Origin of the sequence: Mycobacterium sp. NS-7484 (genome assembly GCF_001953975.1) — a bacterium.
Classification (GTDB): Bacteria; Actinomycetota; Actinomycetes; order Mycobacteriales; family Mycobacteriaceae; genus Mycobacterium.
In genome coordinates, this window is the sequence record NZ_MBEJ01000095.1 from 1 (window position 1) to 20,554 (window position 20,554).

17 protein-coding genes and 1 pseudogene are annotated in these 20,554 nt (G+C 67.4%); 3 read left to right on the forward strand and 15 right to left on the reverse strand.

From position 1 onward, the window contains the following. Positions 1-111: pseudogene (locus A5733_RS27980) on the forward strand (NAD-dependent deacetylase); the annotation flags it as partial. On the opposite strand, the gene A5733_RS17475 reads toward A5733_RS27980, so the two are convergent. Continuing rightward, a complete protein-coding gene (locus A5733_RS17475) occupies positions 80-1,339 on the reverse strand; it encodes a cytochrome P450 (RefSeq protein WP_076241026.1) in 1,260 nt (419 codons plus the stop codon). The pseudogene A5733_RS27980 and the gene A5733_RS17475 overlap by 32 nt on opposite strands. A gap of 66 nt (positions 1,340-1,405) precedes the next feature. Between A5733_RS17475 and A5733_RS17480 the strand changes: the two genes are divergently transcribed. Then, positions 1,406-2,041 carry a TetR/AcrR family transcriptional regulator gene (locus A5733_RS17480; RefSeq protein WP_076241027.1) on the forward strand — a complete coding sequence of 212 codons (636 nt, stop codon included), beginning with the start codon at positions 1,406-1,408 and terminating at the stop codon, positions 2,039-2,041. 48 nt (positions 2,042-2,089) lie between these two features. On the opposite strand, the gene proB is transcribed toward A5733_RS17480, so the two are convergent. The 13 genes from proB to A5733_RS17545 form a co-directional block, all read right to left on the reverse strand. Next, positions 2,090-3,190, reverse strand: coding sequence for a glutamate 5-kinase (proB, locus tag A5733_RS17485; protein WP_076241028.1), 1,101 nt, complete (start codon positions 3,188-3,190; stop codon positions 2,090-2,092). Continuing rightward, positions 3,187-4,635: a GTPase ObgE gene (obgE, locus tag A5733_RS17490; RefSeq protein WP_067768994.1), complete on the reverse strand. Its 1,449-nt coding sequence runs from the start codon at positions 4,633-4,635 to the stop codon at positions 3,187-3,189. Before obgE ends, proB begins: the two co-directional genes overlap by 4 nt. Before the next feature lie 90 nt (positions 4,636-4,725). Continuing rightward, complete coding sequence (rpmA, locus tag A5733_RS17495; protein ID WP_066898306.1) at positions 4,726-4,992, reverse strand: 50S ribosomal protein L27; 267 nt, start codon at positions 4,990-4,992, stop codon at positions 4,726-4,728. Between the two features lie 13 nt (positions 4,993-5,005). Then, on the reverse strand, positions 5,006-5,317 hold the full coding sequence (gene rplU / locus A5733_RS17500; protein WP_003879728.1) for a 50S ribosomal protein L21: 312 nt from the start codon (positions 5,315-5,317) through the stop codon (positions 5,006-5,008). Between the two features lie 165 nt (positions 5,318-5,482). Next, the gene (locus A5733_RS17505) at positions 5,483-8,584 is read right to left on the reverse strand and encodes an Rne/Rng family ribonuclease (RefSeq protein WP_076241029.1); all 3,102 of its coding nucleotides are present in this window, start codon (positions 8,582-8,584) and stop codon (positions 5,483-5,485) included. 292 nt (positions 8,585-8,876) lie between these two features. After that, positions 8,877-9,296, reverse strand: coding sequence for a nucleoside-diphosphate kinase (gene ndk / locus A5733_RS17510; RefSeq protein WP_067767447.1), 420 nt, complete (start codon positions 9,294-9,296; stop codon positions 8,877-8,879). Between the two features lie 73 nt (positions 9,297-9,369). Beyond that, positions 9,370-9,708 (reverse strand): DUF4233 domain-containing protein, encoded by a 339-nt coding sequence (locus A5733_RS17515; protein ID WP_082957612.1) that lies wholly within the window; start codon positions 9,706-9,708, stop codon positions 9,370-9,372. Positions 9,709-9,764: 56 nt separating this feature from the next. Further along, positions 9,765-11,171, reverse strand: a complete 1,407-nt coding sequence (locus A5733_RS17520) for a folylpolyglutamate synthase/dihydrofolate synthase family protein (RefSeq protein WP_076241030.1) — start codon at positions 11,169-11,171, stop codon at positions 9,765-9,767. Beyond that, a complete protein-coding gene (locus A5733_RS17525; protein WP_076241031.1) occupies positions 11,168-13,828 on the reverse strand; it encodes a valine--tRNA ligase in 2,661 nt (886 codons plus the stop codon). The genes A5733_RS17520 and A5733_RS17525 overlap by 4 nt, the downstream gene beginning before the upstream one ends. A 99-nt stretch (positions 13,829-13,927) precedes the next feature. Beyond that, positions 13,928-14,545: a DUF937 domain-containing protein gene (locus tag A5733_RS17530; RefSeq protein WP_067767434.1), complete on the reverse strand. Its 618-nt coding sequence runs from the start codon at positions 14,543-14,545 to the stop codon at positions 13,928-13,930. Between the two features lie 86 nt (positions 14,546-14,631). Continuing rightward, positions 14,632-15,885 (reverse strand): trans-acting enoyl reductase family protein, encoded by a 1,254-nt coding sequence (locus tag A5733_RS17535; protein ID WP_197508215.1) that lies wholly within the window; start codon positions 15,883-15,885, stop codon positions 14,632-14,634. Between the two features lie 7 nt (positions 15,886-15,892). Next, positions 15,893-17,860 carry a S9 family peptidase gene (locus tag A5733_RS17540; protein WP_076241032.1) on the reverse strand — a complete coding sequence of 656 codons (1,968 nt, stop codon included), beginning with the start codon at positions 17,858-17,860 and terminating at the stop codon, positions 15,893-15,895. Positions 17,861-17,943: 83 nt separating this feature from the next. After that, positions 17,944-18,555 carry a hypothetical protein gene (locus A5733_RS17545; protein ID WP_076241033.1) on the reverse strand — a complete coding sequence of 204 codons (612 nt, stop codon included), beginning with the start codon at positions 18,553-18,555 and terminating at the stop codon, positions 17,944-17,946. Between the two features lie 137 nt (positions 18,556-18,692). Here A5733_RS17545 and A5733_RS17550 point away from each other — a divergent pair, with 137 nt between their 5' ends. Continuing rightward, complete coding sequence (locus tag A5733_RS17550; RefSeq protein ID WP_076241034.1) at positions 18,693-19,841, forward strand: FAD-dependent oxidoreductase; 1,149 nt, start codon at positions 18,693-18,695, stop codon at positions 19,839-19,841. A gap of 18 nt (positions 19,842-19,859) precedes the next feature. Here the strand turns inward: A5733_RS17550 and A5733_RS17555 are convergent, their stop codons facing one another. Further along, positions 19,860-20,333 carry a transglycosylase family protein gene (locus tag A5733_RS17555; RefSeq protein WP_198938848.1) on the reverse strand — a complete coding sequence of 158 codons (474 nt, stop codon included), beginning with the start codon at positions 20,331-20,333 and terminating at the stop codon, positions 19,860-19,862. Positions 20,334-20,554: the final 221 nt, after the last annotated feature.

Sequence of the window (20,554 nt, forward strand, 5' to 3'; positions counted from 1 at the left end):
CCGACTCGGGGTGACGATCTGGCCACCGTGAAGGTCGAGGCGGGTTGTTCGGAGATGCTGACCCTGTTGGCCGGCGAACTCACGAGAACGTGCAGGGCATCGATCGGATAGCGTGGACGAAATTGCCTTGCAGGTAGGCAGGTTCGCCGGCGGCGATGTCGGGGATCTGATGCAGCAGCTCGCCGAAGATCGCCCGCAGTTGTGTTCTGGCCACGTGTGCACCGAGGCAGAAGTGCCGGCCGCCACCGCCGAACCCGAGGTGAGGGTTGGGCTTTCGGCCCAGGTCGAGGACCTCCGGCCGATCGAACACCTCGGTGTCCCAGTTGCCTGAGGCGTAGAACATCACGACTTTCTCCCCCGCCGCGATCAGCTGCCCGCCGAGTTCGACATCGACGGCGGCCGTGCGACGAAATGTCATCACCGGGGTGGCCCATCGGATCAACTCCTCCACCGCACCGCCGATCCGGTCGTCGAAATCGGCCATGAGCCAGGCGCGTTGGTCCGGGTGGTCGGTGAGCGCCTTGAGGGCGTGGCTCGTGGTCTGACGGGTGGTGTCGTTGCCCGCCACTGCCAACAGCACGAAGAACGCGGCGATCTCGGCATCGGTGAGCCGATCTCCGTCCACCTCGGCCTGCACCAGGGCACTGATCAGGTCGGTGCCCGGTGTTTCGCGGCGCTGGGCGGCCAGACTGTTGGCCACCTGGTGCAGGTACATCTGGTTCTCCAGCAGCACCTCCAGCGGATTGCGCCCGGCCAGGTAGACCGGATCGGCCCACGACACCAGAGCGTCGGCGGCATGCGCCACCTGCTGACGTTCGGATTCAGGGATGCCGACCATGTCCGACAGCGTGCGAATCGGCAGCTCCTTGGCACATTGCTCGACGAAGTCGACCCCGCTGCCGGCCGCTTTGAGTTCGGCCACGATCTGGCGTGCGTTGGTGTTGATCGACGTTTCGATACGCGCCACCTGCCGAGGCGTGAACGCGGAATGGACGAGCTTGCGGATCAACGTGTGCCGGGGCGCATCCATCGCCAGGAACGACTGCGAGGCCTCGAGCAGTTCGGCCGGAATGTTCTCGAAGAGCACGCCGTGGCCCGACAGGTACGTGTCGCTGTCCCGGCTGATGGTGACGATATCGGCGTGCCGGGTCACCGCCCAGAACCCACGATCCTCAGGGTCGTGCATCAGCGCGTCCTCGACCGGCGGGTGCCAACTGACCGGCCGGTTCGCCCGCAATTCGGCGAACGCGGCCTCGCGATCTGCGGCCGTGGTCGCCCAGAACGCACGGGAGGACAGATCGATCGCATCGTAGGGGCGTGTGATCGGCAACACAGTCATGCCGCTGACGATAGGTCTAGACAATGTGTCTAGTCAAGGTGTGGCGAAAGCCGATACGCTGGGACCATGCCATCGGTGACGCGAAAACCGCAGGCCAACCGGGAGGAACGCCGCGAGCGGATCGAACGGCAGCTGCTCGACGCCACCGACCGCTTGATGGCCGACGGCACCAGCTTCACCGAGCTCAGCGTGGACAAGCTGGCCACCGAGGCCGGAATCTCCCGGGCCAGCTTCTACATCTACTTCGAGGACAAAGGTCATCTGCTGCGCCGCCTGGCGAGCCAGGTCTTCGGCGATCTGGCCCAGGCCGCCGAGCGGTGGTGGAGTGTGGCCGAACGTCGCGACCCCGCCGACGTCCATGCCGCCATGTCAGGCATCATCGCCAGCTATCGCCGCCACCAACCGGTGTTGATGGCTCTCAACGAGATGTCGGCCTACGACCCGCTTGTCGGGCAGACCTACCGCGACCTGCTGGCGGGGATCGCCGATCAGCTCGCCCGGGTCATCGCCGACGGCCAAGCCGACGGGTCCATCCGGCTGCAACTGCCCGCCACCACCACCGCGAGCACGCTGACCTGGATGGTGGAACGGACCTGCCACCAGAATCTGCCGTCACATTCGACGTCCTACGATGCCGAGCTGGCCGATACGCTGACCGAAATCATCTGGGGTGCGCTGTATCTGGAGTCCCCACCCCGGTGATTTGGGTGCGTTTGGTAACGGTCAGCGTTACTCGTTGCACCCAAATCGCTAGAGGGCGACCAGATCGTCGGCGTGCACGGCGGGCCGGCGCAACTCGGCCGGCAGGTCCGCCGTCGAGTGGCCGATGATCGTGGCCAGTTCCGACGCCTCGTAGGCCACCACGCCGCGGGCGACCGTCTGCCCGTCAAGGGACCGCAGATCCACCACGTCACCGCCGTGGAAGTGCCCGGTGACCTCGGTGATCCCGGCCGGCAGCAGCGAGCGACGCTGTTTTACCACCGCCCGCACGGCGCCGTCATCCAGGGTCAGGGCCCCGTGCGACTCGGCGGCATGACGGACCCAGAACCGCCGCGCCGACATCCGCTCGGGCCGCGGTGCGAACACCGTGCCGACCGACGCATCGCTCAGGGCTGCACCGGCATCCGCGGCGGCGGCCAACAGCACCGGCACCCCGGCATCGGCGGCCAGCAGCGCCGAGGACAACTTCGAGGCCATGCCGCCGGTACCCAGATGGCTCCCGCCGCCGGCGACGACCCCGTCCAGGTCGCCCTGTGCGGCGACTTCAGGAATGAAGCGCGCGTTGCCTTTTCGGGGATCAGAGTCATAGAGGCCGTCGATATCGGACAGCAGGATCAGCGCATCGGCGCCGACCAGTTGGGCCACCAGCGCCGAGAGCCGGTCATTGTCGCCGAACCGGATCTCGTTGGTGGCCACGGTGTCGTTCTCGTTGACGATCGCCACCGCGTGCAGGGCGCGCAACCGGTCGAGGGTGCGCTGAGCGTTGTTGTGTTGCACCCGCATCGCAATGTCGTGGGCGGTCAACAGAACCTGACCGACGGTGCGGTTGTAGACGGCGAACGCCGAACTCCACGCGTTGACCAGGGCCACCTGCCCGACACTGGCTGCCGCCTGCTTGGTCGCCAGATCCGTTGGGCGCTTGGAGAGTCCGAGCGGCTCGATGCCCGCAGCGATGGCACCGGAGGACACGATCACCAGATCGGAGCCGGCGCGCATCCGGCCTTCGATGGCCTCGACCAGGACAGCAAGCCGGCCCGCGTCAAAGACGCCGGACGGGGTGGTGAGTGCGGTGGTGCCGATCTTGACGACGACGCTGCGTGCGGTGCGGATCGCCTCGCGGTGAGCGCTCACGCGTCCTCGCTACCGGGCTGGCGGCGCTCCCGTCGGGCCGCCTTGCGCTCGGCAGCACCGATCCGGTCGGTCTGCTCGAGCCTGATGTCGGTGCCTCGGCCGGTCATCGGCATGTCCACACCGGCCGGGGTCTGCGGCTCCCAATCGAAGGTCATGTCCCCGATGGTCACCGCGCATCCGGGTTTGGCACCCAACTTGAACAGCTCGTCCTCGACACCGAGACGGGCCAACCGATCGCCGAGGTATCCGACCGCCTCGTCGTTGGCGAAATCGGTCTGGGCGATCCAGCGCTCGGGACGGACGCCGCGGACCAAGAAGCCCCCGTACCCGTCTTTTTCCACCGTGAAGCCGCTCTCGTTGACCGCGATCGGCCGGATCACCGGACGCCTCGGCACCACCTCAGGCTGCGCGTCGCGGTAGGCCTTGACCATGTCCCACAGCGCAAAGATCAACGGCCGCAATCCATCACGGCTCACGGTTGAGATCTCATAGACCGGCCAGCCGAACCGCTCGACGACCTCTTCCCGGACGAAGTCGGCCAGCTCCCGCGCATCGGGCACGTCGATCTTGTTGAGCACCACCGCACGAGGCCGCGACGCCAGGTCACCCAGGGTGGAATCGCCCTGCAACGTCGGGGTGTAGGCCGCGAGCTCGGCTTCCAACGCCTCGATGTCGGAGATCGGGTCGCGCCCGGGTTCCATGGTGGCGCAGTCCACGACGTGCACCAGCACGGCGCAGCGCTCAAGATGGCGCAGGAATTCCAGGCCCAGCCCCCGACCCTCGGAGGCGCCGGGAATCAGACCGGGAACGTCGGCGACGGTGAAGGTATGGTCACCGGCCGAGACCACGCCCAGATTGGGCACGAGCGTGGTGAACGGATAGTCGGCGATCTTGGGCTTGGCGGCCGAAATGGTCGACACCAGAGACGATTTGCCCGCCGAGGGAAAACCGATCAGGCCGACATCGGCGACGGTCTTGAGCTCGAGCGTGAGATCACGGGTCTGCCCCTTCTCACCGAGCAATGCGAATCCGGGAGCCTTGCGGGCCCGGGACGCCAGCGCGGCGTTGCCGAGGCCACCGCGACCACCCTGGGCGGCCTCGAAGCGGGTACCGGCACCGACCAGATCGGCCAGCATCCGGCCGTTCTCATCGAGGACCACGGTGCCGTCGGGCACCCGGACGATCAGATCGTCGCCCGCGGCTCCGTCCCGGTTGCTGCCGGCCCCCTGCTTGCCAGAGGGAGCGACGACATGGGGATGGAAATGGAAGTCCAGCAGGGTGTGTACCTGCGGATCGACGACGAGCACGATGCTGCCGCCCCGCCCGCCGTTGCCGCCGTCAGGACCGCCGAGGGGTTTGAATTTCTCGCGGTGGACCGAGGCACAGCCGTTGCCGCCGTTGCCTGCGCTCGCATGAATGACGACGCGGTCGACAAACCGGGGCATCGGACATCCTCTCCGTCGAATGTGAAGCTATCGCGAAAGTTCGGTCGAGAACTCGCAGCTGCTTCACATTCGCGGAGAATCCTCTTGACCTCAGGCCTCCGGGCGCGCCACGGGAACGATGTTCACGTGCTTGCGGCCACGCTTGGAGCCGAACTCCACAGCGCCGGGGGCCAGCGCGAACAGGGTGTCGTCGCCGCCACGGCCGACGTTCACGCCGGGGTGGAAGTGGGTGCCACGCTGCCGGACGAGGATCTCGCCGGCCTTGACAACCTGGCCGCCGAAACGCTTGACGCCCAGCCGCTGTGCGGCTGATTCGCGGCCGTTACGAGAGCTGGAAGCGCCCTTCTTGTGTGCCATGTCCGAACGCCTCCTACTTGATTCCGGTGACCTTGAGCACGGTCAGCTGCTGACGGTGCCCTTGCCGCTTGTGGTAGCCGGTCTTGTTCTTGAACTTGTGGATGCGGATCTTGGGACCCTTGGTGTGCTCGAGGACCTCACCGGTCACGGCGACCTTGGCCAGGTCATCGGCCTTGCTGGTGACGTTGGCGCCGTCGACCACCAGGGCCACCGGCAGTGACACCGACGCGCCGGGCTCGGCGTCGAGCTTCTCAACCTTCACCACGTCACCGGCAGCGACCTTGTACTGCTTGCCGCCGGTCTTGACGATTGCGTATGTCGCCATCGTGTCCTCTGCTCTGCTGCTCTCTGCGGGCGCGCGCTACCGGTCGGTGCGTGCGCGGGTCTTGGGTGGCGGGATGCCCCGCCGTCACCGGCCTGCGACTACCGCAGGCACTGGAGACAACTGGTCAAGGGTACTTGACCAGCGGGTAGAGGGTCAAACCGCCCTCTACTCGTGGGAGGGCGGCCCCGCGGGCCGGGCCGCGGCACGTCGACGCGTACGTCCGCGGCTGACCGGCACCTCGGAAATCACCGGCGCCGGCGCCTCGTAGACGTCGTCGGTGTCGTCGGTGTCGTCGTCATCCGCCTCCTCGTCCTCATCCGTCTCGTCGTCGGAGTCGATGTCGTCGAGATCATCGTCCTCGTCGTCATCGTCGAGGTCATCGAGGTCGATCTCGTCCTCGTCCGAGTCGTCGTCGGTGTCCTCGTCCGAGTCCTCATCGGAGTCGTCGTCGGAATCTTCAGTGTCCTCAGTGTCCTCATCGGACTCATCAGACTCATCAGCGTCGTCACGGCCGGCCTGCTGGTCGTCCGCTACCGCGCGAGCCTCGCCGTCGGTGTGCTCGGACTCGTGCTCGTCGAAGTCCTCGTGCTCCGCGTGACCGCCGTCGTCCTCGTGGTCCTGGCCTTCGTGATCGTCATCGTGGCGTCCGTTCGCCGCGGCCATCGCCTTGAACATCGGATGTTCACCGGCGGCATGTGCCGGCACCTTGGCGACCTGCACCTCTTCCGGGCGAGCGCTGTCGGTCTGCGAGTTGCCTTTCTTGCCGCGCTTGCTGCGGCGGCCCCCACCGCTGGGCTCGTTCTTGCGCGCAGTGTTGGCCGAGGCCGTGTCGACCGGATCACCGTGCAGCACGATGCCGCGACCGGCGCAATGCGTGCAGGTGGTCGAAAATGCCTCGACCAGACCGGTGCCCAGCTTCTTTCGGGTCAGCTGCACGAGGCCCAGCGAGGTCACCTCGGAGACCTGATGGCGGGTGCGGTCGCGGCCCAGCGCCTCGGTCAACCGGCGCAGCACCAGATCCCGGTTCGACTCGAGCACCATGTCGATGAAGTCGATGACCACGATGCCGCCGATGTCACGCAACCGGAGCTGGCGCACGATCTCCTCGGCCGCTTCCAGGTTGTTGCGCGTGACGGTCTGCTCGAGGTTGCCGCCGGCACCGGTGAACTTGCCGGTGTTGACGTCGACCACGGTCATCGCCTCGGTGCGGTCGATCACCAGGGTCCCGCCCGAGGGCAGCCACACCTTGCGGTCCATCGCCTTGGCCAACTGTTCGTCGATGCGGTGCACAGCGAACACATCGGGCGCGTCCGCGCCACCGGCCGGCTCGTACTTGGTCAGCCGCCCCATCAAGTCGGGGGCCACGGTCTCGACGTAGGAATTGATGGTGTTCCACGCCTCGTCACCGGAGACGATCAGGCCCGAGAAATCTTCGTTGAACAGGTCGCGGATCACCTTGACCAGAACATCGGGCTCCTCGTAGAGCGCGACAGCGGCACCGGCCTTCTTCGCGATGACCTCGGTGGCCTTCGCGTCGATCTCGGTCCAGCGCTGCTGCAACCGCTCGACGTCGGAGCGGATGTCCTCTTCTTTGACGCCCTCAGAGGCGGTGCGGATGATCACCCCCGCATCGGCAGGCACGACCTCCTTGAGGATCTCCTTGAGCCGCTGCCGCTCGGTGTCGGGCAGCTTGCGGCTGATGCCCGTCGACGAGGCGCCGGGCACATAGACCAGATAGCGGCCGGCCAGCGAAACCTGCGTGGTCAGCCGGGCGCCCTTGTGGCCGACCGGGTCCTTGCTGACCTGGACGACGACATAGTCGCCGGGCTTGAGGGCCTGCTCGATCTTGCGGTTCGACCCGCCGAGACCGGCGGCCTCCCAGTTGACCTCGCCGGCATAGAGCACACCGTTGCGGCCGCGGCCGATGTCGACGAAGGCAGCCTCCATGGAGGGCAGCACGTTCTGCACGATGCCGAGGTAGATGTTGCCGACCAGGCTGGCGGACGCCGCGGACGTAACAAAATGCTCGACGACGACGCCGTCTTCCAGCACGGCGATCTGCGTGTAGCGGGCGCCCTCGTGTGGTGGCTCGGTACGCACCTTGTCGCGGACGATCATGGTGCGTTCGACCGCTTCACGCCGGGCCAGGAACTCGGCTTCACTCAGGATCGGCGGCCGACGACGGCCGGCGTCGCGACCGTCACGGCGGCGCTGACGCTTGGCCTCCAAGCGGGTCGATCCGCTGATCCCCTGGATCTCGGAGTCATCGCTGCCTTTGCCGGCCCGCTCGGAACGCGGGGTGCGCTCATGGACGACCGTATTGGGCGGGTCATCCGGCGAACCGGCGTCGTCGCTGTCACCCGATCCGGACTTGCGGCGCCGGCGACGGCGGCGACGGCGGGTGCTGCCGTCGGTACCCGTGGCTTCCTCGTCGCTGCCTTCATCCGACTCATCGGCGTCGTCGTCGGAATCCTGGTCGGATTCGCTCTGCTCGTCGCCGGTGTCGGTCTCGGAGTCCGGGCCGGATTCGGATCCGTTGTCATCCAGCTGTTCACCGCGGCCACGACCACGACCACGCCGGCCGCGTCGCCGACGCCGCGCGGCCGGGCGATCGGCCTGCTCGTCGTCGGATTCTGAGTCGGACTCGGAATCGCTGCCGTTGTCGTCGTCTTCCTCGTCGTCTTCGACAGCGACCGGTTCGAAACTGATCGGTTGTGGGGCGACGAACAATGGCAGGTAGTCGGCTCGCTCGGTGTGCGATTCGCGGGCGGGCGGGATGTTCGCGGTCTCCAGGATCAGTCGCGACTCCGGCTCATCGCCGACGAGCACGGCCTCGGACGTCGACTCCGTGGAAGTCTCGGACTCGGTCTCGACCAGCGGGGCGTGAACCGGCGTCTCGGATTCCGGCGCCTCGTCCGACGTCTGGACCGAGGCGGTGACCGCTTCGGTCACAGTGACCGCCACCGCTTCCACCTGGACCGGTTCTAACGCGACGGGCGGTTCTCCGGGGGGTTGCTCAGCGGCCTGTTCGGTGACGGCCTCGGCCGCTCCGAGAGCCAGCGCGTCACGGACCCGCTCGGCATCCACCTTGTCGACGGTGGAGTGCGCGCTGCGCTGGCGTCCGTCGAACTCGGCGAGGGCATCCAGCACCCGCCTGCTGGTGGTGCCGAGTACCCGCGCCAGGGAATGGACTCTCAGCCGCTCTGGGAGTCCCTCCTGCTGCGGAGTCTGGGTTGATAGGTTGTCATTCTGGGCATCTTCGGCCACGAATTCTCCTCAAGCCCCCGGGCGCGTCGGACGACGCGGCCACGCGAGGGCTTCCGCTATTGGCCCGGGACACTTTCCCCGGACTTGTTGTGGTCTCGCTCCGAGCGGCTCGCTACCGAACCCACCCGGTGCCTGGCTGAATGATGGCTGGACGGTCGGCGCCGCACCGGATTGCGGTGGTCGCGCTCGTCGAAGTCTTCATTCGGGTGTTCGGCCTCGGTTGAGGCCGGCTACCCGCAACCAGTATCCCACATCACTGACGCGGTACTGACCAGACTGCGAAGAAGGATTGTCAGGCCGAAGCTTCGCCGGGGAACCACAGGGCGATCTCGCGGGCCGCCGACTCCGCAGAATCCGACCCGTGCACGAGGTTGTCCTGCGTGACAAGCGCCAGGTCACCACGGATGGTGCCGGGCACGGCCTTCTCCACCGGATCGGTGCCGCCGGCGATCTGACGGAACGCCGCGATGGCGCGCGGTCCCTCGACGATCGCGGCCACGACGGGACCGGAGGTGATGAACTCCAGCAGTGAATCGAAGAACGGCTTGCCGTCGTGCTCGGCGTAATGCTGCTTGGCCAGTTCGATGCTGACGTTCTTCAGCTCCAGCGCGGCCAGGGTCAGCCCCTTGCGCTCGATCCGGCCGAGGATCTCCCCGACCAGGTGGCGCTGCACGCCGTCGGGCTTGATCAAAACAAGGGTCCGCTCAGTCACGGCAGAGAGCGTACCGGTCGGTAGCCGCACCCGGCGACGGCGGCCCCCCGACCGGGTTTGCGCTGCGCCTCGGCTATTCGGCGGGAGGTTGCTGGCCGGGCAGCAGACCGCGGTCCTGCCGGCGTTTGACCTCAGCCCGCAGGTAGACGATCAACAGCCAGACCACCGCGAAGATGACGCCGATGAAGCCGATCGCGCCGTGCACGAGCGCACCGGCGATCACCACCAGTTGGATGCCGAGGTTCGCCCAGATGGCCCACGGCCGGCCCTGTAGGCCCGACATCAGGATCAGCACGACGGCCAGACCCACCACGAACCCGCCCGACGTCCAGGTGAGGCCGGCGGCGCTGACGCCGACGACCGGCAGGGCCAACAGCACGACGATGGCTTCGAGGATCAGCGTCGCGGCCATCACGCCGCGGAAGCTCTTCCAGGGATCGGTCGGTGTCGGCTTGTCGTTCTGAGTGCTCACTGTGGGTCCCGTCCGAACAGGGTTCGGGCCGCGCCGGCGGTCACCACCGAACCCGTGATTACGATGCCGGCGCCGGACAGTCCTTCGTCCGCGCCGGACTCCTCGACCAAAGCCGTGGCCGTCTCGATGGCGTCGGCCAGCGTCGCGGCGGTGATCACCCGATCCGGCCCGAACCGCTCCTCGGCCAGCAACGCCAGCGATTCGACGTCCATCGCCCGCGGCGAACCGTTGTGGGTCACCACGATCTGATCGAATGCCGGCTCGAGCGCATTGAGGATGCCGCCGACGTCCTTGTCCCCCATCACCGATACCACCCCGACCAGAAAGCGGAAATCGAACTCCTGCTGCAGGGTCTGCGCCAGCGCCGCGGCGCCGGCCGGATTGTGTGCCGCATCGATGAAAACCGTTGGCGCGCTGCGCATGCGCTCCATCCGACCGGGACTGTATACGGCGGCGAAACCGGCTCGAACCGCGTCGATGTCGAGTTGGCGGTCCGCCCCCGCACCGAAGAACGCCTCCACCGCGGCCAGCGCGACAACGGCGTTGTGAGCCTGATGCTCGCCGTGCAGTGGCAGGAACACATCGGAGTACACCCCGCCCAGGCCCTGCAAGGTCAGCAGCTGCCCGCCGATCGCGACCTGGCGGCCGAGTACGGCGAACTCGGAATCCTCACGGGCCACAGCGGCGTCGGCCCGCACCGCCTCCTCCAGCAGCACCTCCATGGCCTCGGGGACCTGCTGGCCGATGACCGCCACAGTGTCGGTCGGCACCAGGGCGTCGGGCTGCCGGGTGATGATGCCGGCCTTCTCTCCGGCAATGGCGGCGATCGTGTCACCGAGGTAATCGGTGTGGTCCATTCCGATCGGAGTGATCACCGCGACGGGGGCGTTGACGACGTTGGTGGCGTCCCATCGGCCGCCCATCCCGACCTCGACGACCGCAACGTCCACGGGCGCGTCCGCGAACGCCGCGAAGGCCATCGCGGTGAGCACCTCGAACTTGCTCATCTTGGGGCCCCCGGCAGCTTCGGACTGCTGGTCGACCAGCTGCACAAAGGGTTCGATCTCGGTGTAGGTCTCGACGTATTGCGCTGGGGTGATGGGCTTTCCGTCGATCGAGATGCGCTCGACCGCCGACTGCAGGTGCGGGCTGGTGGTACGGCCCGTGCGCCGATGCAGCGCGGTCAACAACGCATCGATGATGCGCGCCACCGAGGTCTTGCCGTTGGTCCCCGCCACGTGGATCGACGGGTAGGCCCGTTGCGGCGAACCGAGCAGTTCCAACAGCGCCGCGATCCGCGCCGTGCTCGGGTCCAGCTTGGTCTCGGGCCACCGCTGATCGAGCAGGTGCTCGACCTGCAGCAGCGCCGCGATCTCGTCCGGCGAAGGGACCGGATCGGTCATTGGGCGAGTCCGGCCAGGCGTGCGGTGATCCGCTCGACCTCCTCGTCGGCCAACTGCTGACGGGCCCGGATCTTGTCGACGACGTTCTCCGGCGCCTTGGCCAGGAAGGCCTCGTTACCGAGTTTGGCCGTGGTGGTGGCGAGTTCCTTTTGCGCCGCGGCCAGATCCTTCTCCAGCCGACGCCGTTCGGCCGCAACGTCGACGGTGCCCGAGGTGTCCACCTCGACGAGGACGGTGGCCTGCGTCAGGCGCACCTCGACGGAAGCCGAGGGGGTGAACCCGTCGCCGGCGTCGGTCAGCCAGGCCAACGCGGTGATCGCGGGCAGTTGCTCGGTCAGGCCGGCCTCGGCGATGGCCGAGAGCCGGGCCGGGACGCGCTGCCGGTCGGCCAGGCCCTGGTCGCTGCGGAAGCGCCGCACCTCGGTGATCAGCTTCTGCATGTCGGCGATGTGTTGTGCCGCAACGGGATCCAGCGCGATGCCAGACGGCTGGGGCCAGTGGGCGATGACGATCGACTCGCCGTCGGTGAGCGTCTTCCACAGCGTCTCGGTGACGAACGGCATCACCGGATGCAGCAGTTTGAGCAGCGCGTCGAGCACGTAGGCGAGCACCCCGGTCGTGTGGGCCGTGTGGTCCTCCTGTCCCAGCTGCACCTTGGCCAATTCCACGTACCAGTCGCAGAACTCGTCCCAGGCGAAGTGGTACAGCGATTCGCAGGCCCGGCTGAACTCGTAGCTGTCCAGTGCGGCGTCCACCTCGGCACGAACCTCTTCGAGGCGGCCCAGGATCCAGCGGTCGGCGTCGGTCAGTGCAGCGAGGTCGGGAAGCAGCGCGGGTGCGGCACCGTTCATCAACGCAAAGCGGGTCGCGTTGAACAGCTTGGTGGCGAAGTTGCGCGACGCGCGGGCATGGTCCTCGCCGATGGACAGGTCACCACCCGGGCTGGCGCCGCGGGCCAGCGTGAACCGCAACGCGTCGGCACCGAACTTCTCCACCCAGTCCAGTGGATCGATGCCATTGCCTCGCGACTTGCTCATCTTGCGGCCGAACTCGTCGCGGATCAGGCCGTGCAGGAAGACGTTTTGGAACGGCACCTGCGGCGGGCGCTGACCGTCGAAGGTGATGGCCGGATCGCCGGCGACGAACATCCCGAACATCATCATCCGGGCCACCCAGAAGAACAGGATGTCGTAACCGGTGACCAGCACCGAGGTTGGATAGAACTTGGCCAGATCCGGGGTGTGGTCGGGCCAACCCATCGTGGAGAACGGCCACAGTGCCGAGGAGAACCAGGTGTCGAGGACGTCGGAGTCCTGCTCCCAGCCGGCCGGCGGGGTCTCGTCGGGACCGACACACACCGTCTCGCCGTTGGGCCCGTGCCAGATCGGGATCCGGTGGCCCCACCACAGCTGCCGGGAAATACACCAATCGTGCATGTTGTCCACCCAGGCGAACCAACGCGGCTCCAGGCTCGGCGGATGAATCACGGTGTCGCCGTTGCGCACCGCGTCACCGGCGGCTTTCGCCAGGCCGTCCACCTTGACCCACCACTGCAACGACAGCCGCGGCTCGATCGGCTCGCCGCTGCGCTCGGAGTGCCCGACGCTGTGCAGGTAGGGGCGCTTCTCTTCGACGATCCGGCCCTGTTCGGCCAGCGCCTCACGCACCTTGACCCGGGCCTCGAAGCGGTCCATGCCGTCGAATTGCGTTCCGGTATCGGCGATCCGGCCCTTGGCGTCCATGATGGTGGGCATCGGCAGCTGATGACGCATGCCGATCTCGAAGTCGTTGGGGTCGTGTGCCGGCGTGACTTTCACTGCGCCGGTACCGAATTCGGGGTCGACGTGGGTGTCGGCCACAACGATCATCTCGTGATCGACGAACGGGTGCGGCAGGGTCTTGCCGACCAGGTGGCGGTACCGCTCGTCGTCAGGGTGCACCGCGATCGCGGTGTCACCGAGCATGGTCTCGACGCGGGTGGTGGCCACGATGATGTGGGGTTCGTCGTCATTCATCGAGCCGTAGCGGAACGAGACCAGCTCGCCCTCGACATCCTCGTACTTGACCTCAAGATCGCTGATCGCGGTCTCCAACACGGGTGACCAGTTGACCAACCGCTCAGCCTGATAGATCAACCCCGCATCGAAGAGCCGCTTGAAGATGGTCCGCACCGCCCGTGACAGGCCCTCGTCCATGGTGAAGCGATCGCGGCTCCAGTCCACACCGTCACCCAGGCGGCGCATCTGCCCGCCGATGGTGCCGCCGGACTCACGCTTCCAGTCCCACACCTTGTCGACGAAGGCCTCGCGACCGAAGTCTTCTTTGGTCTTACCTTCGACGGCGAGCTGCTTTTCCACCACGGTCTGGGTGGCGATGCCCGCGTGGTCCATGCCGGGCAGCCACAACACCTCATAGCCCTGCATGCGCTTGCGCCGGGTCAGCGCATCCATCAGCGTGTGGTCGAGCGCGTGACCCATGTGCAGGCTGCCGGTCACGTTCGGCGGCGGGAGCACGATCGAGTACGGCGGCTTCTCACTGGCCGGATCGGCCGTGAAGTATCCGGCGTCAACCCAGCCCTGGTACAGGTCGGCTTCTACCGCGGCCGGATCCCAGGATTTGGGGAGGGCATCGGCACGGTTCTCAGGGGTGGGAGTCACCGAGCCATTCTAAGAAGGACGTGCCCCAATAAGCGAAAGCCCCCGACGCCCGGTGCGTTCGCTGGGCGTCGGGGGCTCTCTCGCTGTTCGCGGCGGTGGTTACTTCTTGCCGCCGAGCAGGCCGCCGAGGATCTCACCGATGGCGTTGCCCTGGCCACCGCCGCCGCCGAGCACGCTGCCCAGAATGCTGCCCAGCGGGTTGTTCGAGCCGCCGCCACCACCGGCCGCCCCGCCGAGGATGCTGCCGAGGATGTCGCCGAGCCCGCCGCTGGAGGCCTGCGGCTGGGGCGCCGACTGCGCCGGCGCATTGTTCTGGGCGAACTGCTTGCCGATGTAGGCCAGCACGATCGGGGCCAGGATCGGCAACAGCTGCTTGATCAGATTGCTGCCACCGGCTCCGGCACCGGACAATGCCGAGGCGACCTGGGTGCTGTCGTTACCGCCGAAGATCTTCGAGACGATCTGGTTTCCTTCGTTGGCGTCGACCTGGTCGACGCTCACGCCGCCGTCGAGCAGGCCGCTGGCCCCCTGCGCGGTGACGGCGGACTCCAGATCACTCGAATCGATGTTGTCGGCTTGCACGTTCTCTGCGACACCACCGACGAGGGCGGGCACCAGGGTCTTGATGGCGGCGCTCACCTCGCCTTCATCGGCACCCAGTTTGTTTGCGATATCCGCCACAGGGATCTGCGCGAACAGATCATCGAGACCGGCCATTTTTCATCCCACCTTCGTTGCTGGCGTACTGGAAGTCCTTCGAAAGGACACTAGTCGAATGTGATCTTGTCCCACAGGTGTTCGACTCAGGTCAGCGCGGTGGTCTCCAACATCACCCCGGCAGCAGGTAGCCGGCTCAGCAATGCATCACCCATCGCCGCCACGGGCGTCAGCACACCGCGCAGCCCCGAAAGCGCGTCGCGGTCGGTAGCCAGGGCCAGCCCGCATTCGCCGAGCAACACCGCGGTCGCCTTGTATCCGGGATCTCCTTGCTGGGCCATGCTTGTCACGTAACGGGCGCCCGATGTGGTCGTGGTGTAGGTCTCGACGCGGTAGTGCCCGCGCTCGCGGGTCCGCTCACTGGGCCCGGTTCCCGGTTTGGGCACCAACCGCTCGACCAATCCGCCGGGGAGGCGGTTGAAGTAGCGGCCACCCACGCCGAGGGTGAAGGCGTTGGATCCGGTCACCACCGCAGCGGCCAGCGGTGCGACGGGCGATCTGCCCACGCTCATCTGTTCGGCGTACTCGAACCTGCGCCCATAGGCGTAGTCCAGTAATGCGTTGCTGCGCCGGACGATTCGGGTGTTCGGCGCCGCCATGGCGAAGGCACCGGTCCAGTACCCGGCCAGTTCTGGGGCGATCTCGGCGCCGCGACGCCACCGCACGTCGGGCTGGGCACCGAGTTCGGGCTCGGCTGTCCGGTCCGGGCTCAGGGTGTACGGGTCGTTCATCAGCGCCCTGGCCTCCGGATCGGAGGACAAGGTCTTGAGTAATTCCAGCATCGAGGCCACGGTGCCGCCCGAGACGCCGCCGGCGAACGTACGCACTACCAGGTTGGTGTCGCCGAGCTCGCCCGCGTCGTCCGCAGCGGCCCGCTTGTACAGCGCGTACACCGTGAGATCGGATGGCACCGAATCGAATCCGCAGGAGTGCACGATCCGCGCCCCGGTATCGACGGCCTGTTTGTGATGCAGGTCGATGCTGTCGCGGATGAACGTCGTCTCACCGGTCAGATCGGCATAGTCGGTGCCGGCCGCGGCGCACGCCGCCACCAGCGGCAGGCCGTAACGCGCGTAGGGCCCCACCGTGGTCACCACCACCTGGGTGCGCGCGGCCATCGCGTCGAGCGAAGCCGGATCGCCGGCGTCCGCGATCACCAGCGGCCACGCTTGCGCGGCCGGACCGAGGCCGTCGCGGATCACCCGTAGCCGCGCCTCGGAACGCCCGGCGAGCGCGATACGGGCAGATCCCCCGGCGCGAGCCAGATATTCCGCGGTCAGCTTGCCGACGAATCCTGTGGCGCCGTACAGCACCAGATCGAACTCACGCTGTGTCACCATGCCGACGCTACCCGAGCAGGTCGGGCAGTTCTGCGGGTTGACCGCCTAGGTGCTCCCCCAGGAAGGCGAGCACCACCTGGTACCAGATCTTGGCGTGTTGCGGAGCCAGCACCCAGTGGTTCTCGGTCGGGTAGTACAGGAACCGGTGCGGGCTCTCGCCGTTCTCGTCGGCGGGCAGTCCCGAGTGGGCAAGCAGCTCGTACCACAGTCGCAGCGCCTCACCGATCGGTACGCGATAGTCCTTGTCGCCGTGGATGACCAACATCGGGGTGGTGATCTCCCCGACGAAGCGATGTGGCGAATTGCGCTGCGCCATATCGGGTGTCATCTCACGCGCCCACCAGTAGGCGCCGTCCGTGGTGGGCCCGAACTGGTCCAGGGCCCACAGGCTGGCATGCGTGACGATCGCGTCGAAACGGTCGGTGTGCCCGGCGATCCAGTTCGCCATGTAGCCACCGAAGGATCCGCCCATCGCCGCGGTCCGGGACGCGTCCACCCGCGGGTGCGCACAGGCGGCATCGGTGGCAGCCATCAGATCGGTATAGGGCGCTTCACCCCAGGCGCCCCAGCCGCGGGCGATGAAGTCCTGCCCGTAGCCGGTGGACAGGCCCGGATCCGGCATCAGCACCGCATAACCGTGCGCGGTGAGCAGCCAGGGATTCCACCGCCAGTGCCAGCTGTTCCAACTTCCCAGCGGGCCACCGTGAATCCACAACACCAGCGGGGCCGGTTCGTCACCGGCCGGCACGGTGAGCCAGGACCGGATCGGCGTGCCGTCGGCGGCCGTCGCCCTCACCTCGGTGAGGGTGCCGGGCAATGCCGGTGCATCCAGACACGGCAGCGCGGTGACGGTGCCGTCGGCATCGATCCGCACGGGATGCGGCGGCGCGGCGTAGGAACTACGCAAGGCGTAGATCACCCCGCCCGGTGCGGGCCGCACGTCGGTGTAGGTGAAGTCGTCGTCGGTCAGTCGGGTGACCGTCCCAGAGGCGGGGTCGACACGGAAGATCGGACCGCGACCGCCGTCGTCGGCGGTGACGACGAGCACCGACGAATCAGCCGACCAGGCGACCGACGACGGCCAGCGATCCCAATCACCGGCCAACTCCACCGGATCACCGTCGAAGCGCTTGCAGTACAGGGTGATCCGCGGAGGTGATGTCGGGGTGGAATGGGTTTCTCGGGTGTAGGCCACCGCGGTGCCATCCGGTGCGATCGTCGGATGACCGAAGTCAGCGTCGGGATCGTCGGCGATCGTGGTGCGCTCACCGGTGGCGCGGTCGATACGCACGAGCGTCACCCGCATCTTCGCGCCCGGGCCGGGCACGCGCCATGACGTGACCACGAATCCACCGTCGGCGCTGAGATCGAAAGCAGTGTCCTGCAACGCTGTTCCGGCAGCACCGGTCAGATCCCGCGGTCCGTCGGCGTCGAAAAGGTGGAGTACGTCCGGCCCGAGGTCGTGGTCCCAGTACCGGACCGGATAGCCGGTGTGCAGGATGGCCGAGACGTTCGTGTCCTTGCGCGCCTGCCGCCGGGCCTTGTCGTCGTCGATTCCCTCCGACAGCGGCAGCAGCGGTGCGGCCACGACGGTGGCATCGGCGCTACGCGCACTCACCACACCGGTGATGCCGCCGGGGACGGCCAGCTCTTCGAAAGCCTCACCACCGGCTGCCGGTAGTCGCCACAACGAGGCCGGCGCTTTGTCCTCCCCCTCGCCCGGGCGGGCCGCGACGAACAGTAGATCACCGTCGGCGGTGAACGTCGGCGCCGACTCCCCCTTGAGGCCGCGGGTGAGGCGGCGGGCCGGAGCACCGCCCGAGGGGTCCAATTCCCAGATGGCGCTGAGGAATTCGGTGCGCTTCTCGTTGAGGGTGCTCACCGTGGTGACTACCCGGGCGCCATCGGGTGACACTGCGAGCCCGGCCACCCGGGGCAACGCGAAGTAGTCGTCGAGATCATCGAACACCGTCATGGCTCCCCACCGTAATAGCGCGGCCCGTACCGGAGTCCGGTACGGGCCGCGCGGGCTGACGCCTCAGTGGGTTCAGACTGGGTTCAGACCACCTCGGTGATCTGCCCGGTGACGTCGGCCCGCACCTGCTTGCTGCTGCGCTCGCCCTGGACGTTGATGAACATGATCACGTTCGCGTCGAACGGGATGTTGCGCTTGATGCTCACGGTCTGGACCTCGGCGTCGGGGATCTCGCTGGCCGCGACGGCGCCGTCGATCGCGGTGGCGATCGCACTGGCGGGCACATCGGTGATGGCGAACAGGTTCTGCTGCAGTGCCTCGGTGTCGTCGTCGTAATCGATGGGCCGCGACGGTCCGACCGCGCCGGAGGTGTAGCTCCATTGGTTGAGCTCGGTCGGAGCATTGGGGTCGATGGCTTCCAGGCTGAGCACGCCCGGGGCGATGGAGATCTCGACCACCTGCATCGGGTTGGCGCCGACCTTCTCGGAGATCGCCGCGTAGGCGTTGTCGATGCCCTCGGCGGTGAACAAATTGCCCGAGACCGCTTCGGTGATCTTCTCCGTACCCGTCGAAACGACCTTCTCGGCCGCTCCCGCGGCGGCGTCCCTGAGCTCGGTGGCCTTGGCGCAACCACTCAGGGCCGAGGCGGCAACGAGTGCCGCGCCGAGCGAGATCGCGAAGCGGGTGGGGTTCATCGGGTCCTCTCAATTCATCTCGTCCCGGCGCTCCTCGGCTCGGGAACCTGTCCACACGCTGTGTGAACGCTGGAAGGTTACCGGTCCGGTCCTGGACACGGCGCGGCGTACCGCAGGGGCCTCGATACATTCGACCGATGACACCGTCTGTCCTCGTCATCGGCGCGGGTATCACCGGTCTGGCGACCGCGGTCGCCATGCAGCGCCAGGGGTATGACGTCTGCGTGGCAGAGGCCCGTCATGATGTGGCGTCGGGAGCCGGGATCAGCATCTGGCCCAATGCCCTGGCCGCACTGGACGAGATCGGCCTCGGTGACCAGGTGCGCGACGCCGGCGGACGAGTGACCGCCGGGGCGCTGCGATGGCGTGACGGCTCGTGGCTGCGGCGGCCTGCAGCGCAGCGGTTCACCCGGGCGCTGGGCGAACCGCTCGTGGTGATCAGGCGATCGGTGCTGACTGAGATTCTCAGCGGGGCCCTGCGGCCGGGAACGGTCCGATTCGGGCTCACCGCCGAGGACATCGCGATCGCCGGATCCGGCGTGCGCGTGCGGTTCTCCGACGGCTCAGTCCGCACGGCAGACGGCGTGATCGGTGCCGACGGTGTCGAGTCGGTGGTGGCACGGCATCTCAATGGCCCGCTACCCCGGCGCTACGCCGGCTACACGGCGTGGCGAGGCGTGGCCGACTGCCCGCTGGACCCGGAACTGTCGGGTGAGACGCTGGCCCCGGGCCGGGAGGTCGGACATGTGCCGCTCGGCGGTGACCACACATATTGGTTCGCCACCGAACAGGCGCCGCAGGCTCAGCGAGCCCCCGAGGGTGAGCTGTCCTATCTGCAACGGCAGTTCGGTTCGTGGGCCGCGCCGATTCCGGCGCTACTGGCCGCGACCGATCCCGATCAGGTGCTGCGCAACGATCTGTACGACCGGGCGCCTGCCCGGCACTGGGCGCGCGGGCCGGTGGTGATCGCCGGTGATGCCGCTCATCCGATGCGCCCGCACCTGGGCCAGGGCGGTTGTCAGGGGCTGGAGGACGCGGCGACGCTGGCCGCGCTTGCGGCACAGGGTTCTGACCTGGCGAGCGCTTTCTCCCGGTTCGAGACGCTGCGACGGAAACGGGTCAGCGGGATCGTCCGGGAGTCACGGTTCATCGGCCGGGCGGTGAACCTGCGTCCGCAGGCGCTGGGTGCGGCCGTGTTGCGCGCTACCGTGCTCGTCCCGGAATCGCTGTTGACCTGGCACCTCGGCTCGATCGCGGCGCGAAGCGCGTTCACGCCGGTGCGCTGAGCTCGGTTCGGCTGCCGTTCAGCGCGGCATTCCGAAGGCGCCCAGCGGGTCGAGGAACGTCGTGCAGATGCGACGCAGGTCGAAGATCCCCAGCACGGCCCCGGGGCGCACCGCCTGGCAGCCGGTGGGGGCGCTGGGTGCCGACCAACCTGCCGGCATTCCGGCCCGGGCACCACACTTCGGCCAGGCCCCGATCCCCTGGGTCGCCAGCACGTTCTCGGCCACCCGGATCTGCTCTTCACGGGACGCCATGGCGGGTGAGCCGATACCGCCGTGCGCGGCCCAGGTGGTCTGCTTGAACTGCAGACCGCCGTAGTGCCCGTTGCCGGTATCCGTCGACCAGTTGCCTCCCGACTCACAGTCGGCGATCGCATCCCAGTTCACGGTGTCGGCCCCGGCGGTCGCCGTCGCGGCGAACAGCGGCGATAGCATGAGCCCGGCCGAAGCCGCAGCAAGCCAGATTGCCCTGGTCAACGCCTTTCGTATGGTCATCTCGCGGTCCTTCCCCGACCTTTGACACCAGGACCGCTGCAGATATCGATCACGATCGTGCATCTGTGCGGTCACCAATGTGTTCGTGTGAGCAACGTCACGCGTTACAGGCGAGGCTGAAGTTTTTTACCGATGTTTGTGAAAACTTCCGTGGTTGCGGGGGCTGAAGTAACCCGAGGGCCTGGAGATGAAAGGAAGCGGTGTCAGGTCATTGACCCTGC

Excerpts from the sequence above, each read along its gene's own strand:
- A5733_RS17540 (WP_076241032.1), bottom strand. The coding sequence starts at position 17,860 with ATGACGGTGTTCGATGATCTCGACGACTACTTCGCGTTGCCCCGGGTG.
- A5733_RS17520 (WP_076241030.1), bottom strand. The coding sequence starts at position 11,171 with ATGACCGATCCGGTCCCTTCGCCGGACGAGATCGCGGCGCTGCTGCAG.
- rplU (WP_003879728.1), bottom strand. The coding sequence starts at position 5,317 with ATGGCGACATACGCAATCGTCAAGACCGGCGGCAAGCAGTACAAGGTC.
- A5733_RS17480 (WP_076241027.1), top strand. The coding sequence starts at position 1,406 with ATGCCATCGGTGACGCGAAAACCGCAGGCCAACCGGGAGGAACGCCGC.
- A5733_RS17555 (WP_198938848.1), bottom strand. The coding sequence starts at position 20,333 with ATGACCATACGAAAGGCGTTGACCAGGGCAATCTGGCTTGCTGCGGCT.
- A5733_RS17530 (WP_067767434.1), bottom strand. The coding sequence starts at position 14,545 with ATGGCCGGTCTCGATGATCTGTTCGCGCAGATCCCTGTGGCGGATATC.
- A5733_RS17535 (WP_197508215.1), bottom strand. The coding sequence starts at position 15,885 with ATGGTGACACAGCGTGAGTTCGATCTGGTGCTGTACGGCGCCACAGGA.
- rpmA (WP_066898306.1), bottom strand. The coding sequence starts at position 4,992 with ATGGCACACAAGAAGGGCGCTTCCAGCTCTCGTAACGGCCGCGAATCA.
- A5733_RS17515 (WP_082957612.1), bottom strand. The coding sequence starts at position 9,708 with ATGGCCGCGACGCTGATCCTCGAAGCCATCGTCGTGCTGTTGGCCCTG.
- A5733_RS17550 (WP_076241034.1), top strand. The coding sequence starts at position 18,693 with ATGACACCGTCTGTCCTCGTCATCGGCGCGGGTATCACCGGTCTGGCG.
- A5733_RS17475 (WP_076241026.1), bottom strand. The coding sequence starts at position 1,339 with ATGACTGTGTTGCCGATCACACGCCCCTACGATGCGATCGATCTGTCC.
- A5733_RS17545 (WP_076241033.1), bottom strand. The coding sequence starts at position 18,555 with ATGAACCCCACCCGCTTCGCGATCTCGCTCGGCGCGGCACTCGTTGCC.
- obgE (WP_067768994.1), bottom strand. The coding sequence starts at position 4,635 with ATGCCCCGGTTTGTCGACCGCGTCGTCATTCATGCGAGCGCAGGCAAC.